The 16615-nt window shown below is 51.2% G+C and carries 18 protein-coding genes; 8 read left to right on the plus strand and 10 right to left on the minus strand.

The features are described 5' to 3' along the window. Positions 1-193: 193 nt before the first annotated feature. Entirely contained in the window at positions 194-994 is an 801-nt protein-coding gene (locus JW883_09790) for a hypothetical protein (protein ID MBN1842555.1), read from the minus strand. A gap of 185 nt (positions 995-1179) precedes the next feature. Between JW883_09790 and JW883_09795 the strand changes: the two genes are divergently transcribed. From JW883_09795 to JW883_09820, 6 genes are all read left to right on the plus strand, one after another. Beyond that, the gene (locus JW883_09795) at positions 1180-1749 is read left to right on the plus strand and encodes a nitroreductase family protein (protein MBN1842556.1); all 570 of its coding nucleotides are present in this window, start codon (positions 1180-1182) and stop codon (positions 1747-1749) included. Positions 1750-1768: 19 nt separating this feature from the next. Beyond that, a complete protein-coding gene (locus tag JW883_09800; protein ID MBN1842557.1) occupies positions 1769-2413 on the plus strand; it encodes a protein-L-isoaspartate(D-aspartate) O-methyltransferase in 645 nt (214 codons plus the stop codon). Positions 2414-2416: 3 nt separating this feature from the next. Beyond that, complete coding sequence (locus JW883_09805; protein ID MBN1842558.1) at positions 2417-2998, plus strand: DedA family protein; 582 nt, start codon at positions 2417-2419, stop codon at positions 2996-2998. Between the two features lie 11 nt (positions 2999-3009). Then, positions 3010-3591, plus strand: coding sequence for a DUF4124 domain-containing protein (locus tag JW883_09810; protein ID MBN1842559.1), 582 nt, complete (start codon positions 3010-3012; stop codon positions 3589-3591). Between the two features lie 21 nt (positions 3592-3612). Next, complete coding sequence (gene miaA / locus JW883_09815) at positions 3613-4536, plus strand: tRNA (adenosine(37)-N6)-dimethylallyltransferase MiaA (protein MBN1842560.1); 924 nt, start codon at positions 3613-3615, stop codon at positions 4534-4536. Between the two features lie 78 nt (positions 4537-4614). Continuing rightward, positions 4615-5595 carry a DHH family phosphoesterase gene (locus JW883_09820; protein MBN1842561.1) on the plus strand — a complete coding sequence of 327 codons (981 nt, stop codon included), beginning with the start codon at positions 4615-4617 and terminating at the stop codon, positions 5593-5595. Positions 5596-5857: 262 nt separating this feature from the next. Here JW883_09820 and JW883_09825 read toward each other — a convergent pair whose 3' ends face one another. The 8 genes from JW883_09825 to JW883_09860 form a co-directional block, all read right to left on the minus strand. After that, on the minus strand, positions 5858-6199 hold the full coding sequence (locus JW883_09825; protein MBN1842562.1) for a MerR family transcriptional regulator: 342 nt from the start codon (positions 6197-6199) through the stop codon (positions 5858-5860). Beyond that, positions 6156-6476, minus strand: coding sequence for an integration host factor subunit alpha (locus JW883_09830; GenBank protein MBN1842563.1), 321 nt, complete (start codon positions 6474-6476; stop codon positions 6156-6158). The genes JW883_09825 and JW883_09830 overlap by 44 nt, the downstream gene beginning before the upstream one ends. A gap of 22 nt (positions 6477-6498) precedes the next feature. After that, a complete protein-coding gene (locus tag JW883_09835; protein MBN1842564.1) occupies positions 6499-8916 on the minus strand; it encodes a phenylalanine--tRNA ligase subunit beta in 2418 nt (805 codons plus the stop codon). A 154-nt stretch (positions 8917-9070) separates the two neighbouring features. Beyond that, positions 9071-10078 (minus strand): phenylalanine--tRNA ligase subunit alpha, encoded by a 1008-nt coding sequence (pheS, locus tag JW883_09840; GenBank protein MBN1842565.1) that lies wholly within the window; start codon positions 10076-10078, stop codon positions 9071-9073. Between the two features lie 59 nt (positions 10079-10137). Further along, positions 10138-10491, minus strand: a complete 354-nt coding sequence (rplT, locus tag JW883_09845; protein MBN1842566.1) for a 50S ribosomal protein L20 — start codon at positions 10489-10491, stop codon at positions 10138-10140. A 298-nt stretch (positions 10492-10789) separates the two neighbouring features. Beyond that, positions 10790-10987, minus strand: a complete 198-nt coding sequence (rpmI, locus tag JW883_09850; protein MBN1842567.1) for a 50S ribosomal protein L35 — start codon at positions 10985-10987, stop codon at positions 10790-10792. Between the two features lie 295 nt (positions 10988-11282). Beyond that, the gene (gene infC, locus JW883_09855) at positions 11283-11798 is read right to left on the minus strand and encodes a translation initiation factor IF-3 (GenBank protein ID MBN1842568.1); all 516 of its coding nucleotides are present in this window, start codon (positions 11796-11798) and stop codon (positions 11283-11285) included. Positions 11799-11870: 72 nt separating this feature from the next. Then, the gene (locus tag JW883_09860; GenBank protein ID MBN1842569.1) at positions 11871-13751 is read right to left on the minus strand and encodes a threonine--tRNA ligase; all 1881 of its coding nucleotides are present in this window, start codon (positions 13749-13751) and stop codon (positions 11871-11873) included. A 337-nt stretch (positions 13752-14088) separates the two neighbouring features. Between JW883_09860 and JW883_09865 the strand changes: the two genes are divergently transcribed. Together JW883_09865 and JW883_09870 are read left to right on the plus strand one after the other, a co-directional pair. After that, entirely contained in the window at positions 14089-14646 is a 558-nt protein-coding gene (locus JW883_09865; protein MBN1842570.1) for an SIS domain-containing protein, read from the plus strand. 72 nt (positions 14647-14718) lie between these two features. Further along, the gene (locus JW883_09870; protein MBN1842571.1) at positions 14719-16005 is read left to right on the plus strand and encodes a DUF561 domain-containing protein; all 1287 of its coding nucleotides are present in this window, start codon (positions 14719-14721) and stop codon (positions 16003-16005) included. A gap of 4 nt (positions 16006-16009) precedes the next feature. Here the strand turns inward: JW883_09870 and JW883_09875 are convergent, their stop codons facing one another. Next, positions 16010-16585, minus strand: a complete 576-nt coding sequence (locus JW883_09875; GenBank protein MBN1842572.1) for a DUF2062 domain-containing protein — start codon at positions 16583-16585, stop codon at positions 16010-16012. Positions 16586-16615 lie beyond the last annotated feature (30 nt).

Below are 16615 nucleotides of genomic sequence, written 5' to 3' on the forward strand. Positions count from 1 at the left end.
CCGGGCATGATTGGTCCGCCGTAGGCGGATTGATATCGCCTGGAAGAAAAAGCCTTCATCCACCAGGTTATTGAGAACTTACGACAACCCTGACACAGCCTTTGGCTTCAGTATCCCCGCTCACTGGCAACGACAGTCCCTTGTCTGCCAATAATTTGACACAGCAAGGCTTGGAATTTGACGTATAAGAAAACTAGTGGATGGTCGGGCCATCCCTCTTCAAGACCTCCTCTTTTAAGAACTGGAAGACCCCGTACTCCTCAGCGTCCGGTTCAAGTTCGCCAAGGGCAACCCCTGGGATGATATCTCTTGCGATAGGATCGCTTACAGACACCTTCTGTTTTATCAGCCTAAGAATATTCCTTTTGTCGTTGTACATGATAATAGGGCCAAAAGATTTTCTTTCACCTTCTTCATGGCAATGCCCAAACATCACGTAGTCGTTTACCATCACCTCTGCAGGCGCTGGCTCGTAACCCATGATTTCAGCAAAAAGATCCAGGATCTCCATGACTCCATCGGAATCTGCCCTGGCAAAGGCCTCAAGCCCCTCATCGGCCATCTCTTCTATGTCCCTTTTTTCATAACGAAGATCTAACAACTCCAAAGCGCGATCTTGCACATAGCGAAGAGCCTCACGACCTTTGCACATGAGAATATCTGAGTCGTTTAAGATCTTGATAATGTTTCGAATGCTGATCATTTCCTTCAATTCAGGACTCTTGCGCAGTGTCACATCATCAGGGGTCGTGTTCCCGTAAAGGGGAAGTTCGTTATCCAAGACAAGGATCTCTGCCCTGCCTTCATCCAACTCTCGAACATAAAGATCGAGGTCTCTTCTTTTTTCAAAAAGAAAAGGACTTAGGGCAAGAAGTCTCCGCATCGATTCCTTGTCCACCTTGCGAGATACCCCGGAAGGTCCTGCGGACAGGGAGACGGTCCTTGAAATCCTGTCTATTAACATCTTTTTTTTCAGGTTCTCTTTAAATGACATGTGGCCCTCCTAATCCGGACAAACCGGAATCAATATGTTAAGGACACTGTTCCTCCCAGACCGCCTTCATGGCTTGAAATGATTAATACCATACCGACGGCGCGAGGTAAACCCAAAAGGTCCTTTCCCTTGACTCCAACTCATCGTTCTGATAGGTTTTTTTATATTTCAGAAAGGAGTCAACCATGGATCTCTATGAAGCAATCAAGTGCCGCAGAAGCATCCGGAGATTCAAACCGGATCTGGTCCCTGAAGATGTCCTTGCGAGGATCTTGGAGATGGCCATCTGGGCGCCATCTGGCATGAACTTGCAAAACTGGCATTTCGTGGTGATTACTGGGGATCGAAAGGAAACCCTTGTTGAAATATCAAGCAAGGGTTATGATTACATAGAGCCGGTCCTTAGGGAGGTATTTGCCGAAAATCCTGGAGTGGTGGAGTTCACCAAGAAATTTTTCAAGCGGCTCGGAGGCGCTCCGGTCATTGTCTTTGCCTATTATGCGCCAACCAGGGAAAGGCCCGAAACGAGCATTCAAACCGTGGCTGCAGCCATCCAGAATCTCTTACTGGCAGCCCACGCCGAGGGATTAGGCGCCTGTTGGATGACGGGTCCCGTGCACGTAGCCCGCCAGATCAACGAGTTCCTTGGCATTGCCGACAAGACATTGGTGGCAGTCATCCCTGTCGGCTATCCTGATGAGTCACCTCCTGCCCCGAAACGCAAGCCAAACCGGGTGATCTACGAAGGGTTCTAAGGCAACCAGGCTATCAGACATGAAATTCAGGCGACTTCTGGAAAAGATGGTCAGCACCCAAATCGAGTTCCGCGGCATCCACGACCAGAGGGTGCTGGAAGCCATGCGGAAGGTTCCCCGTCATCTTTTTGTCAGTGAGGCCCTCCAGGACCAGGCCTTCGGAGACTTCCCCCTTCCAATTGGAGAAGGCCAAACCATATCCCAGCCGTTTATCGTGGCCGAGATGACACAGGCCCTTGACTTGACCCAAAACGACCGCGTACTCGAAATTGGAACCGGTTCGGGTTATCAAACGGCGATCCTTGCTGAACTGGCCTACCGGGTCTATACCATTGAACGGGTACGCAAGCTATTCATAGGGGCCCGAAAGATTCTTGACCAGCTGCATTACCACAACGTGGTTGCAAAGTGCTCCGATGGAACCTTGGGATGGGCAGAGGAAAGTCCTTTTGATGCAATCATAGTCACAGCCGGCGCTCCGGAAGTGCCAGACACCCTAGTCGAACAACTTCAGGAGGGAGGCCGCTTGGTTATCCCGGTGGGAGGAAGGCTTTCACAGACCCTCCTCAAGATCGAGAGGCGCGAAGATGGTATTCGCAAAATCAACTTAGGGGGTTGCCGGTTCGTAAAGCTCATTGGAAACCATGGCTGGAAGGAATATTAGGCCGTGCTGAGGAGGCTCTACGACTGGGTTCTTCACTGGGCAGAAACTCCCTATGGAACGTGGGCGCTGTTTCTTTTGGCCTTTTCCGAGTCCTCCTTCTTCCCGATTCCGCCTGATGTTCTCTTGATAGCCCTTTGCGTTGGCTTGCCCAGGAAATCCCTCAAATATGCCTTGGTCTGTTCCGCCGGATCTATATCGGGAGGTTGTGCGGGCTATTTCATCGGCTGGCAATTCATGGTTAGTATAGGAGATGCCATTATCCGGTTTTACGGATTGCACGACAAGTATGAATATATCCGGCAGCTCTATACTACTTACGATGCCTGGGCAGTGGGGATTGCCGGGCTTACTCCCATTCCCTACAAGGTCTTTACGATTACGGCCGGCGCCTTTCATATCAACTTTGTGGTTTTTCTCATTGCATCTGCGGTTTCCAGATCAGCAAGGTTCTTCGTGGTAGGAGGTCTCATCTATATATTTGGCCCGAAAATCCAGTCGTTTATTGATCGGCATTTTAATACTCTGGCTGTCGTTTTTGTGATATTGTTGATATTGGGTTTTATTATTATCAAGTGCTTTTTCTGAGGGAAAAGACGGTGAACAAAATAAAGCTTAACAACTGGCTGATTTTGCTGGTAATAACAGGACTGCCAGCCCTCGCCTCAGCGGAATTCTACAAATACCTGGACAAAAACGGTAACGTTCGCTTCACGGACAACCTCGCCAATGTCCCGGCTGATCAGCGGTCAAAGGTTGACGAATATGAGAACCCCCCTTATCCGTCAAGCCAAGAGAAGAAGACCGAAGTGGAGGCAGACGAAAAACTGGACCGTGAAAAATCTGATCAACCGGCCCAAGCAGGGCGCCCCCCAAAAGAACCTCTGATCGAAAGAATGAAGAGTAATGCTGCGGCGCAGAAACTGAAAGAGACCGGAGCGAGGTTACGAGAAGAATATGAGGCTCTCATGAAGGAAAGGGAACAACTCGACAAAATATCAACGATACGCATGACACCAGCCGCGCGGAAAGAACTTGTCGAGAAAATAACGCACTTTAACGCAAGAATTAGAGACTACGACAAAAGAAAAGAAGCATATAACAAAGAAACTCAAGCCCACAATGCCAGCATAAAAGATGCACGGAGGACCCTTTTACCCGAGGAGCAGCCAACAGATTGAGAAATTAGAAGCGACGCCACCATGACTGAAAGGCCGCGCCTAATCATCATTTCAGGCCCTACCTGCGTTGGTAAGACCCGTACGGCCATTGCCCTGGCCGAGCCTCTTGCAGGCGAGATCATCAGCGCTGATGCCATGCAGGTTTACAGGCATATGGATATCGGCACGGCAAAGCCCACCGAACAAGAACGAGATCGCGTGCAACATCATTTGATTGACGTAGTGGACCCTGACGAATCCTTCAGTGCAGCCCGGTTCAAGTCCATCGCAGAGCCTTTGATTGGAAAGCTGCATGAAAAAGGGCTCCCTGTTTTTGTAGTTGGCGGCACCGGTCTCTATATCAAGGCCATTACCCAAGGGCTCTTTAGGGCTCCAAGAACGGACGAGGCTATCCGGAAAAGGCTGCGAGCCGAGGCTGACGCCCGCGGCTCACGGGTGCTCCACAAGCGCCTTCAGGCAGTCGATCCAGTGGCCGCGATAAACATCCACCCCAACGATGCCTATCGTATCATACGGGCCCTGGAGATCTTCGAAGTCACGGGAAAGCCCCTCTCTGAACACCACCGTGCCCACGGCTTTTCGGACAATCCCTACCGAACGCTCAAGATCGGCCTTCTCGTGGATCGCCACATCCTGTATGATCGAATCAACAAGCGTGTGGACGAGATGCTTGCATCAGGATTGCTGGAAGAGGTAAAAGGGTTGCTGGACAAAGGGTACAGCCCTCGCCTGAAGTCCATGCGCTCTATCGGCTACCGCCACATGACAGACCATTTGCAGGGGAAGGCCACATGGGGCGAAACCATAGACTTTTTCAAGCGTGATACCCGCCGCTATGCCAAGCGACAGTTGACATGGTTCAGGACAGATCCGGAAATCGAATGGATCAAGCCGTCAGACGTTGACGTCATGCGAAAAAAGGTGATAGAGTTCTTGACAAGATAGGCGCCCGGCCCGTAATCTCCATAATCCGCACGAAGGGCCGCGGAACCGAACACAAGAACCGGTCATCGATCATCTGCCATGGCAACTACTGCTTTAGAAAGACTACGACGACTGCTGAGCCTTTTTTCGCGTGAAGATCGTCTGTTGATCATCATCAACGCAGACCCGGATGCCATGGCCAGCGCCATGGCTTTGAAACGCCTTTTGTGGCGGCAAGTGTCTGCCACCTGTATCGCCCATGTGAATACTATCAGTCGACCCGACAATCTGGCCATGATCCGACACCTTAAGCTGGATCTCCTCCCATTTGAAAAGGTGTCCCCAGAGCAATTCACCCGCTTTGCTATCGTCGATTCCCAACCATCCCACCACGAGGGGCTTGAGGGCATCGGTTTTGATGTCATCATTGACCACCATCCTGCCAGCGGCGATGAGGCCACCTTTGTGGACATACGTCCGGAGTACGGGGCCGTATCCACCATCATGACCCAGTATCTGCGGGCTGCCAAGATAAAACCCTCTGTAAAGCTCGCCACCGGGCTCTTCTACGGCATCAAGACAGACACAAGCAACTTTGAGCGAAAGTCCGTCATGGAAGATGTGAATGCCTTTCAGTTTCTTTTTCGTTACGTAAACGTGCATATGGCAAGGAGCATTGAGCAGGCGGAACTTACCCTGGATTCTCTGAAATACTACCGGAGAGCGTTGGAAGCGATGCGCGTGCAAAAGCGCCGTGTCCATGTGCACCTGGGGCCTGTGTCAAACCCTGATGTGTGCGTATCCATTGCAGATTTCTTTATGAAGATTCATGATATTGCCTGGACTGTTGTGTCTGGCACCTATCAGGGCCGGTTGGTCATTATTGTCAGAAACGACGAGATTCGAAAGGATGCTGGCAGGCTATTGAGTAACGTTTTTGGGCACTTGGGCACCGCCGGAGGACACAAGGGAATGGCCAGGACCGAGATCCCTCTGGAGAACCTGAAAGGTGTGGTTCAATACAAGGATGACAAGGTAATTTCTCGATGGATTGCCAGACAGCTAGACAGACACACGTAGGCATGAAAGCTCAAAGCATAGGCGTTCAGAGTTCACCGTTCAGGGTTACTTTATGTTTTGTTGGTTCAACGCTATGTAGAGCGCACTCTGGACTTCGGGGCAAGTCCGTTTTACATACCGATTCAGCGGTCGCAGCCGCTTTGGCGAAGTCGGCAGAAAACCCAACAGACTCCCAAATCCCACGAATCACCGGTTCAGAGTTTCGTGAACCCTGAACCGTGAACCTCTGAACCCGTGAACGGTTACCTGAAAGCTACACTCATCACTTGTTCAACAGATTCCTGATGGCAATAAGTTCCTCCCTGAGCTGTTCAATGGTGAATGGTTTGCTGTTGCGCGCTGCGAGGCCGTCATCTCTTTGGCGCTCCTTGAGATACTGTTTGGCGCCAGCTATGGTATATCTCTTTTCGTAGAGCAACTCCTTAATCTCCAAAATGATCTCTATATCACGTTTTCTGTAAAGGCGTTGCCCTGAGCGAGACCTGACAGGGCTGATCCTTGAGAACTCCGTCTCCCAGTACCGCAGTACATACGACTCAAGACCGGTTGCAGCGCTAACCTCACCGATCCTGAAATACCGTTTTGCGGGTATCTCGGCCTCTATGGGCCTCATTGATTTGCTCCTTCAGCACCCGGCTGACCTTGAAACTCACTACTTTCCTGGCAGGAATTGTCATGGCCTCGCCTGTTTGCGGGTTCCTCCCCTGCTGTGCCTTTCTTTCACGGACAGCGAATTTTCCAAAGGCCGAAATCATGACCGGCTCCCCATTTGTCAAGGAGCTTTTGACTAACTCAAGGGCTGCATCAACAATCGCCGCGGTCTCTCGCTTCGGAAAGCCGACTCTCTCGTAAATCGCCTCAACGATGCTTTTCTTGTTCATATTTGATTATTCGTTTCTCGGTCTACCCTGCTGGCAGCTCGGCCCTAAACCGTCGCAGGATCTTCTGGGTAACGGCTACGTGAATGCTGTTGACCTCGCTATCAGTAAGATTTCTTTCAAAAGAACGATATGTTAACCTCAAAGCCATGCTCTTTTTCCTCGCCGGGATTGGAGAGCCTTTATAGACATCAAATATCTCCACGCCATCGATCAGCTCCTGGCCCAGGCCTTCAATGAAATCCAAAACACTCTGGGCCTCAAGAGCATCATCTACAATCAAGGCGATATCCCGCGCAGTGGCCGGAAACCTGGATATCGGCTTTACGCGTTTTTCCTCGGAACACAGACAGACAACCTGTTCAAAGTTCAGGTCAAGGCAATAGGCCGGTTGCTTCAATTCAAAATTGTGCAAGACCTGACCGGTCACTTCTCCCACTGTGCCCACTGATTTCTTGCCTGAATACACCTCGGCGGCATGGCCGGGTCTCAGGTAAGGATGACCCGGACCCTTCAGTGCCCTAAAGCTCACATGGGGAATATTCAAAGCTGCATACAAGGTATCAACGATCCCCTTGATATCAAAAAAATCCAGCTTTTCTTCCTGGACATTCCATGTGCTATTGTGCTTCGTCCCGGTCCAAAGGCCGGATATCATCTCCACCTCTTCAGGAAGTTCATCATGGCCGGTCTTCAAAAAGATCTTGCCCAGTTCGAAAACCCTCAGGTTCTCGTTTCGCTGCGTGCTATTTCTAAACATAGTAGTCAGCAGGCCTGGAAGCAACGAGGTCCTCATGACGCCAAGCTCTTCGGTAAGAGGGTTGACGATAGACACCATCCGCCGACGCGGGTCGTTATCTGCGAGCAGAAGCCTGTCACAGGCATCTTCGCCTATGAAACTGTACGTTACAATCTCCGAGAACCCACAGCCGGCAAGGACCTGGCGGAGCAGATCCCTGACCCGAAGCCGTTTTTCCTGTTCCTTGGCCACCACATGCGACACAGGTTGGGTGGTGGGGATCTTATTGTAACCACTCAACCGCGCCACCTCCTCCATGAGGTCCTCTGGACGTTCGATATCCACACGGCAAGTTGGCGGCGCCACCTTGAGCCTATCTTCATCCAGGACCTCAACGTCAAACTCAATGGATCCCAGGTGAGAGATAATCGCGTCCCGGCTTAATCCAGTACCCAGAAGCCGGTTCGTGCGATCCACACTGAGTTCTATCACCCTTTCAGGAATTGGCCGCGGGTAAACATCAATGACGCCGGCAGCTAGACTCCCACCTCCCATCTGAACCATAAGTTGAGCTGCCCGATCCAAGGCCCTTACTATCCCTTCAGGGTCTACGCCCCTTTCAAACCGGTGTGACGATTCGGTGCTCAAACCGAGCCTCTTGGCGGTACGCCTGATGGTGATTGGATTAAAATAGGCGCTTTCAATAAGGACACGAGTCGTATCATCTTCGATTTCCGATTCAAGCCCGCCCATGATTCCGGCCAGGGCCACAGGCCCTTTGCCGTCGCAGATCATGAGCGCTTCATCTGTAAGGTTGCGTTCCGTGCCGTCCAGGGTGGTAAAGATCTGCCCCTCTTTCGCTGTTCTTACAACGATACGATGCTCGGCCAAGCGGTCGAAATCAAAAGCATGCAAGGGTTGACCAGTCTCCATAAGGACAAAATTGGTCGCATCCACCACGTTGTTGATGACCCGGAGCCCCACGGAATTCAACCTGTCTTGTAGCCAGAAAGGAGAGGGGGCTATGTGGACCCCTGTGACGAGCCGCGCGCTATACCGAGGACAGTGATCCGGGACTTCGATGGTCACGGACGCAAGCTCCTCAATGGGTGTTTCGCCTGATGGGAGCTTCACCTCCGGATAATTCAAGGGCACGCCAAGAATGGCTGCCACCTCACGGGCTATGCCAATGACGCTGAGACAGTCGGAACGATTTGGGGTAAGGTCAAACTCGATGACGGTATCTGAGAGGCCAAGGGCCGCGGCAACCCCCCTGCCTGGTACGCTTGACTCAGGCAGAACAAGGATGCCGGATCTGTCCGTTCCAAGGGCAAGCTCTGCTTCAGAACACAACATGCCTTCTGAAACTCGTCCCCGGATACGACCGGCTTCAATCGTATCGCCTGAAGGAAGCTGAGTCCCAGGAAGCGCTACCGGCACCAAGTCGCCCTTCTTGATATTGGAGGCTCCGCAAACGATGGACTTAACTCCCGCGCCTACATCCACTTTGCACACGGAAAGTGTGTCGGCATCAGGATGGGGTATTATTTCAACAAGACGTCCCGCCACAACGCCATCCAGATAAGCATATCGATCTGAAAGGGCGTCCACCTCCAGTCCTGCCATGGTAAGAGCCTCGGCAAGCTCAACCACATCCGCATCGACAGTTACATAATCCTGAAGCCAGCTTAGACTAACTTTCATGGGTCAAAGGTCTGCTCATGGTGGTTACTAGTTGGCTTATCCGTGATCAGTCATCACTTATTATTAGCGCCATTACACTACCCGATGCAGGAAAAGCATATCACTTGACTCAACGTGCCAGAGATTTATCGGGCATCTGGTATCCGGCATCCGGTCAAAACTGCTTAAGAAATCTGATATCATTTTCGTAGAACTTTCTGATATCGTCAATACCGTACTTGAGCATTGCAATACGCTCGATACCCATGCCAAAGGCAAAACCAGTGTAACAGTCCGTATCATAGCCCACCATCTCAAATACCGCAGGGTGCACCATGCCGGCGCCCAGAACTTCCAGCCATCCGGTATGGGAACAGACCCGGCAGCCTTTGCCGCGGCAAATCACACACCGTATGTCGACTTCAGCGCTCGGCTCCGTGAACGGGAAGAAGCTGGGACGAAAGCGCAGACTGGTTTCTTCGTCAAATATTTGATGCACCAATGTGGTCAGTATCCCCTTCAGATCACCGAATGAGATATTTTCTCCTACCATCAGCCCCTCTATCTGGTGAAACATTGGCGTGTGAGAAACATCAGAATCGACGCGGTAGACCTTGCCTGGCGCAATGATACGTATCGGTGGTGATCGCTTTTCCATGACGCGGATCTGGATGGGCGAAGTATGGGTTCGCAAAACCACGTCATCCGAAATATAGAAGGTATCTTGCATGTCACGGGCAGGATGATCTTTGGGAATGTTGAGGGCCTCAAAGTTATAGTAATCGAGTTCCACGTTAGGGCCCTCAGCAATCTCAAAGCCGAGTCTAAGGAAGATCTCGGAAATCGCCTGTGTCATTTGCGTAATTGGATGTAAATGCCCTCTGGCAAAGGGCCGCCCAGGTAAAGTCACGTCCAGGCCGCCTGAAGGCTCTTTGCTGTCAGCGTCGAGTCTTTCGATGGCCTCCCTGAAGGCGACCTCAAGCCTTGTCTTCACCTCGTTGGCAAGCCTTCCCACCTCAGGCCGATCCGCGGCAGGCACGGTCGAAATCCCTCGCAGGCATTGTGTCACCACGCCTTTGCGCCCCAGGTACCGAGTTCGCAAGAGGTTGACTCCTTGCAGATCGCTGGTTGTCTCCAGGCTCTTCAAGGCTTCCTGTTCTGTTTTCTTCAGTTCCTCCTTCATTAGCGGCAAATATCTATGCGTTTTCCAGTGACAGAACTTCCGATTGTCCGGTTGCCGATCTACGAAGCAGCGCCTGCGGCCATGACCGCCAATTCAGAAAAGCCTTTTGGATCTGAAACGGCCAGCTCCGCCAGTATTTTTCGATCAATCTCCACGCCTGCGCTTTTCAATCCATTGATAAGCCTACTGTAAGAAAGATCGTTAAGGCGTGCCCCTGCGTTGATCCGGGATATCCACAGTCTTCTGAAGTCACGTTTTCGGGTCCTTCTATCCCTGTATGCATACTGAAGGGCCTTGTCTACGGCATCGGCTGCTGTGCGATACAGCTTGCTGCGACCGCCGCGATAACCCCTAGCCAGCTTCAATATCTTTTTTCGCCTCCTTCTGGCCTTAAATCCTCGTTTGACTCGCATGACTAGTACCTCCTTGGAGTGCGTTTTTGGCCCTCTTGCCTAAGAGCTGGGTCAAAAATTGAATAATTCAGGAACCTGCCTCGCCGGCAGGCGGGTTGGCGGAATTGCATCTAATCCCATCATCGCTAAGTTCTTGAATCTCTGCGATGTTCTCAAGCCGTCTAGGCGCAATTCTTAAATTCTTCAATTAGTTGTCAGTATTCAAAAACAGTGTATTCCAAATATTTTCTGCCAGAAAAAACACGAATTTCATAACTAACGGACTAAATTCCTCAATCATTTATGAGTAACGAACGACTCATACATAAGGAATCAAGCGTTTAACCATGGCAATGTTGGTTTTGTCCACCGTACCTGGCTTTCTCAGGGTCCGCTTCCTTTTTGTCGTCTTCTTTGTTAAGATGTGGTTTGCATGGGATTTTGAAAATCTTATTTTCCCTGTTCCCGTGACCTTAAAACGCTTTGCAGCGCCACGGTTTGTCTTCATCTTTGGCATTGTATTTGTCCTCTCATCTCTGTTTCGCAATTTCAAACGTCAAGGCGGTGAGTTGCTCATCCTATGGCAAAAAAAGTCCCCTTGGCTGAAATAGAGCGCCATTGCTTCGAACACGGGAATCCCTTCGCGATCCAATATGGTCCTGCCTTGGGCGGGTTTCGCCGTCCATTTGATAACTTTCTACGAGTTCATCAAAAAGGGATTTCCTATGCAATCAAGTAAAATATACTCGTCTTGGAGCAATAATCTGTCAAGGCATGATTTTTCGCATCCGAAAGAGGGAATCTGCTGGAAGTTATCTATGGGCAAGAATCATGAACATCTGGCGGCCCTCTCGCCTCGCCTCTTGCTCCACACCGGCGAAGTCCGATGTCTCGTCAGCTATTCGTTTGAGTAGTTCCGATCCACGCTCTGTGTAAGCCAGTTCCCTTCCTCTGAACATGATCGAAACTTTCACCTTATCCCGATTTTCCAAGAACCGTTTGATCTTTCGCAGCTTCACCTGGAAATCATGCTCGCCGGTCATTGGACGGAATTTTATCTCTTTGATTTGATAACCCGACGACCGCTTCCTGGACTCTTGAATCTTTTTACTCTGTTGGTACTTATATCGACCATAATCCATGATCCGACAAACCGGCGGATTGACCTGAGGGGCAACCTCAACCAAGTCCAACCCGGACTCTTCTGCAATTCCCAGAGCCTCCCTGACCGGCACAACCCCCAGTTGATCGCCGTCAGCACTTATCAGCCTGACCTCTTTGGCCCGAATCCTTCGGTTAACATTAACGCGCTTTGCTATGTGCTTCACCTCCCTGATGGTTCATGATTCACAATTTAAAAAATATACTAAAAATAGGGCTTTTACGCAATATCTTTCTTTCTAACCGACAAAAATGGGACGCCTGGAAATGTCTTGAGGCAAGGGAAGATCAAGAAACGGTTTTCCTTTCATCTGAGGTTCAATTTCAGCTAAGAGCTCAGGCAGAGTCATCTTTCTCTGGGCCCCGTCTCTGGTTCGAACATTCAAATACCCTCCAGCCACTTCTTTTGCTCCAACAACCAGAATGTAGGGGATCCATTCTCTTTCTGCCCCCCTTATCTTGCGTCCCATGCTGCTATCGCGATCATCATAGTCGATTCTATAGGGGATGCCCGACAAAACCTCTCTACATGCCTTATCGAATTTTTCAGAGACCGGAATTATACGCAACTGTACAGGAGCAAGCCAAAAGGGGAAGGCGGCCTTCTGCCCTCTTTTCATACGTATGGCCTGGGTCTCCAGTATGGCATAAAGCACCCTGTCGACAGAACCGGATATAGAGGCATGCAAGAGAAGCGGGTGCTGTTTCTCCCCGCTTTCGTCAACATAGGTTATGTCAAATCTCTCAGGATTTTCAACATCTATCTGCACTGTTGACAGACAAGCCGCTTTGTCCAGGGCGTCGATGAAGTTGAACTCAAGCTTTGCAACAAAGTAAAACGAGCGCTCCTCCCAAAGTTCAATCAAGGCGGGCCGTCCACAGCGGGAAACGAGATTTTGGACAAAAGGCTTATGCTGTTCAGCGAAATCCTGGACAAACCTGATGGCCACTTCGAAATCAAGGCCAAAGCCTTCCAAACATTCAATGGCCAGGTCGGCCTGGCGGACGAACTCCTCTTTGGCCTGCTCCATATCCTTGGCCAATGTATGAAGGTCCGGCATGGTGAACGTTCGCAGGCGTTTGAGGCCAGCCAGTTCTCCTGATTGTTCACGCCTGAATGAATAATGGGTTAACTCATAGAGTTTACACGGCAGATGGTGATGAGAGATCTGCATGTCATGCTGAATCAGGTATTGGCCAAAACAAGCTGCAAACCGGAGAAAGTATTCCTTCTGGCCTGAAAGGAGCACATATTGTCGAGCCGGGAACCGCTGCAGGTACAGGTTAAGCTTTGGGTGTTGATAGTCGTACATGATAGGGGTTTCGACCTGCATGCCTCCGTACCGGGTATTAAAGTCGCTCACGTATTTCTCGGCCAGCCTTTTTATCAACTGCCCCTTCGGATACCACCGAAAATTCCCTTGGTCAGAGCCAGGCTCATAGTCCACCAACTCCATACGACGCATCAAGTCGATATGTGGGGGCGATTGCTCGGAGATACGGCTTCCGGACTTCTCGTACCGGAACAGCCGCTCCAAATTCGGCCGGGTCGCAAAAGAAAACCCCTCTGCCGGGCCGCTGTAAGCGGATTTGCCTTCCGGCGTCATGATCATCCACTCCGACTTAAGGGTCTTTTCTGCCTTGATGGCTTGAGATTCTTCAGCCTCATCAGCTTTATCAGTATGCCCGGATGGCGTGATAGTCTTGGCCAGCTCAGACAAGGGATGCCCTTTGCATGATATCTCAAAAGCCTTGTAATAGCCAAAAGGGGCTCGTATTATCTTTAAGTGGTTGTGGCTTTGAAGCCGGGTGAAGATCTCATCCAGCAGCTTCACAGCGACCCGGGGGGAACTGAGTGAGCTTGAAAGATGGGCATATGGATAGATTACCAGATTCTCCGCGCCTATCTGTGCCGCAAGAGTCAAGACTTCTTCGGTCACTTGGTCGGCTACGGAACCAACATTGGCGTTATCGCCCTTTTCGGCTGCCATGAAAACCACCAAGGCTTCGCTGACATCTCCCTCCGACTTGGACTTGTCGAGTTCCCCGGGCAAGGCCGCGGTGGTTTCGCCCGTTACACGAAACGAGAACCTGTCTGCATGTATTAGAAGAATACGCATCCCAAAAACACAAAAGGCATCTGAAAGCACATCAACCCAGATGCCCCATCCATTTTGAACTTTAAAACATAACTTAAACTGCTCTCGTAATAAGATCGCGCCGCAATTTTATGCAGCGCGGCTTTGCCGCGCGAAACCCACGAAAAAAGAAAATCCCCATACAACCAAGTTGAAAATCTGGTATCATATATAAACATGTCCACGAAAAGTCAAGACTAAGTTTAGTAATGTGTCAGCCCGCAAGCTGGTATCCGATTGACTCTGAGGTCTCTTTCCTATAACCTCACTTCCGGTCAGTATTTGAAGATGTTCGTCATGTTGTTGAAAGGACAATCTAATGAACGTCCAAGGGCTTGTTGAAGCCATACTAGACGACGCCCGAAACCTCGTTGCAAAAGCGCCAAGAGAGCCGATTGAGCGTTTCGTTGAAGGGCTTGGCCAGGCAGAGAGGATTTTTTGTGCGGCCCAGGGAAGATCCGGATATGTCTTGAGGTGTTTTTGTATGCGCCTGATGCATTTGGGATATAGGGCCTACTTTGCCGGCGAGACCATCACTCCCCGGGTAGGCGCGGGAGACATGGTTGTTGTTGTTTCGGGTTCGGGCCAAACCAGATTCACGTGCGAGTTTGTCAAGCTGGCAAAGCGCCAGGGGGGCACAACCTATGGTATAATCGGGGTTGAAGATTCCCCCGTGGCAAGGGCCCTGGATCATGTCATTTGTCTTCCAGGAGGATCAAAGGCAGACATGACCCATGAGCCCGTGTCTCTCCAGCCTTTGGGGTCTTTGTTTGAACAGGCCGCCTTTGTGTTGTTGGAAGCGATCGTGCTGGAGCTGTTCCAGAGGCAGGGCAGCAATCATCAGGCGTTGCTCGAGCGACATGCCAACCTGGAATAGTACAAGTTCCACGGCAACGTCAAAGTCGAACAATCAACTTTTAAGACACTGGAGTAGTTTTGAGGTGCAACGATGAAACCGGTTCTTCAATTGGCTTTGGATTTTGTTGATCTGAAACGGGCCGTAAAAAACGCTCGGGCCGCTGTGGAGGGTGGAGCGGACTGGATTGAGGCCGGAACGCCCTTGATCAAGAGTGAGGGGCTTGAGGCTGTCAGGGAGCTGAGGAGGCTATTTCCTCGGGCAACGATTGTTGCTGATATGAAGATCATGGATGCAGGTCGCATCGAGGTTGAAACGGCTGCCAAAGCAGGCGCCAACGTAGTCGATGTCCTGGGCGCTGCAAGCGACGCCACGATTCGCGAATGTATCCAGGCAGCAAAAAACTACGGGGCCAGGATTGTCGTGGATCTCATCGCAGTCAAGGACCCTGTGTCGCGAGCCAAGGAGGTTGAGGGCTTTGGAACCGACTACATAACGATTCATTGTTCCATAGACGAACAGATGGAGGGAAAAGACCCCTTTGAAACGCTTCGCAAAGTTGCTCAAAGCGTCTCTGTGCCCGTGGGGGTGGCAGGGGGGATCAACTCAGAGACAGCTCCCAGAGCCCTGGAGGCGGGGGCATCGATTGTGATTGTGGGTGGGGCCATCACAAAAGCTGTTGATCCTGAGAAGGCGGCCAAAACCATCAAAAAGGCCATGAAAGAACTGGTTGCCATTCCCACAAGGCTCTTTAAAAGAGGATCGGAGGCGGAGATTCGAGAAATCCTTGACAAGGTCTCGGCAGCGAACTTGTCAGATGCCCTGCACAGAGGTGGCGTGATGGAAGGCCTGCGGCCTTTATTTCAAGGGATCAGGCTTGTGGGCCGGGCGCTCACGGTCAGGACCTATCCCGGAGATTGGGCCAAGCCGGTCGAAGCCATTGATGTTGCTGAAGAAGGAGACGTGATCGTCGTTGACGCAGGCGGCCTGGGACCGGCTATTTGGGGCGAACTGGCCACGCATTCTGCCCTGCAAAGGCGACTGGCAGGTGTGGTCATAGACGGCGCCATGCGCGACACCTATGACATCGGCCAGATGAAATTGCCCGCCTTCACAAAATTGATCATGCCTAATGCAGGCGAACCTAAGGGCTTCGGCGAAATCGGCGTGCCCGTGACAGTAGGCAATCGAAAAGTGGAAACCGGTGACTGGATTCTAGGGGATGATGACGGGGTTGTGGTGCTGCCAAAATCAATGGCTACCGAGTACGCCAACCGTAGCATGGACGTATTGGAACGAGAAAACCGCATCCGCGAGGAAATCAAGGAAGGAAGCACCCTCAGCAAGGTGACTGAACTGCTCCGCTGGGAAAAGAAATAGCCCCCTATCGTTGCCTTCTTAGTCGGAGCTTACGGGCTTTTTCCCTGGCGGTCTTCACCATGGACAGAATCACGAAATAACCTATCAGGGCAACAGCAACGCCGGTGATGGCGCCACCCAGGGTGAGGGAAAGAAAGACGTGCCTGCCGGCATGCCAAAATGTCTCCCAGGAAGGGTTTGAAAGGAAACCAGCCTTTACCGGGTAGCCGAGCAGCCTTGCCCCCACTTTGTAATTGAACCAGTAGATAAAAGGCGCGGTAGCCGGATTTGTAAGCCATACGCTTGCAGCCGCTGCCACTTTGTTGACTTTGAACAAGGCGGCAATGGGCACGGCTATCAGCATCTGGAATCCCATGGTCGGAGACATGGCAACAAAAAAACCTGCCGCTGCCCCCCATGCGATTTGTTCAGGGTTACCGTGGAGGCGGATGAAACGATCATAGAAATACCGGGCGAACCTCCTGATGCGACCGGGCGACGGATCTTGCCATTGCGGGTCATACTCGGGCGGGAGGGTCGACCATTCCGGGTCATGGCCGGTGGTGAAATGCCGATCTTCTGTAGGTTGTTTTTCCTGCAAAGCGTTTCTCACAAGAATGATTACCTGGTT

It is taken from the genome of Deltaproteobacteria bacterium, assembly GCA_016930875.1.
Classification (GTDB): Bacteria; Desulfobacterota; Desulfobacteria; order Desulfobacterales.

What these genes read in the sequence shown, in the direction of transcription:
- JW883_09800 (MBN1842557.1), top strand. Translation starts at nt 1,769, where the DNA reads ATGAAATTCAGGCGACTTCTGGAAAAGATGGTCAGCACCCAAATCGAG.
- JW883_09870 (MBN1842571.1), top strand. Translation starts at nt 14,719, where the DNA reads ATGAAACCGGTTCTTCAATTGGCTTTGGATTTTGTTGATCTGAAACGG.
- rplT (MBN1842566.1), bottom strand. Translation starts at nt 10,491, where the DNA reads ATGCGAGTCAAACGAGGATTTAAGGCCAGAAGGAGGCGAAAAAAGATA.
- JW883_09830 (MBN1842563.1), bottom strand. Translation starts at nt 6,476, where the DNA reads ATGAACAAGAAAAGCATCGTTGAGGCGATTTACGAGAGAGTCGGCTTT.
- rpmI (MBN1842567.1), bottom strand. Translation starts at nt 10,987, where the DNA reads ATGCCAAAGATGAAGACAAACCGTGGCGCTGCAAAGCGTTTTAAGGTC.
- JW883_09835 (MBN1842564.1), bottom strand. Translation starts at nt 8,916, where the DNA reads ATGAAAGTTAGTCTAAGCTGGCTTCAGGATTATGTAACTGTCGATGCG.
- pheS (MBN1842565.1), bottom strand. Translation starts at nt 10,078, where the DNA reads ATGAAGGAGGAACTGAAGAAAACAGAACAGGAAGCCTTGAAGAGCCTG.
- JW883_09865 (MBN1842570.1), top strand. Translation starts at nt 14,089, where the DNA reads ATGAACGTCCAAGGGCTTGTTGAAGCCATACTAGACGACGCCCGAAAC.
- JW883_09820 (MBN1842561.1), top strand. Translation starts at nt 4,615, where the DNA reads ATGGCAACTACTGCTTTAGAAAGACTACGACGACTGCTGAGCCTTTTT.
- JW883_09795 (MBN1842556.1), top strand. Translation starts at nt 1,180, where the DNA reads ATGGATCTCTATGAAGCAATCAAGTGCCGCAGAAGCATCCGGAGATTC.
- miaA (MBN1842560.1), top strand. Translation starts at nt 3,613, where the DNA reads ATGACTGAAAGGCCGCGCCTAATCATCATTTCAGGCCCTACCTGCGTT.
- JW883_09790 (MBN1842555.1), bottom strand. Translation starts at nt 994, where the DNA reads ATGTCATTTAAAGAGAACCTGAAAAAAAAGATGTTAATAGACAGGATT.
- JW883_09860 (MBN1842569.1), bottom strand. Translation starts at nt 13,751, where the DNA reads ATGCGTATTCTTCTAATACATGCAGACAGGTTCTCGTTTCGTGTAACG.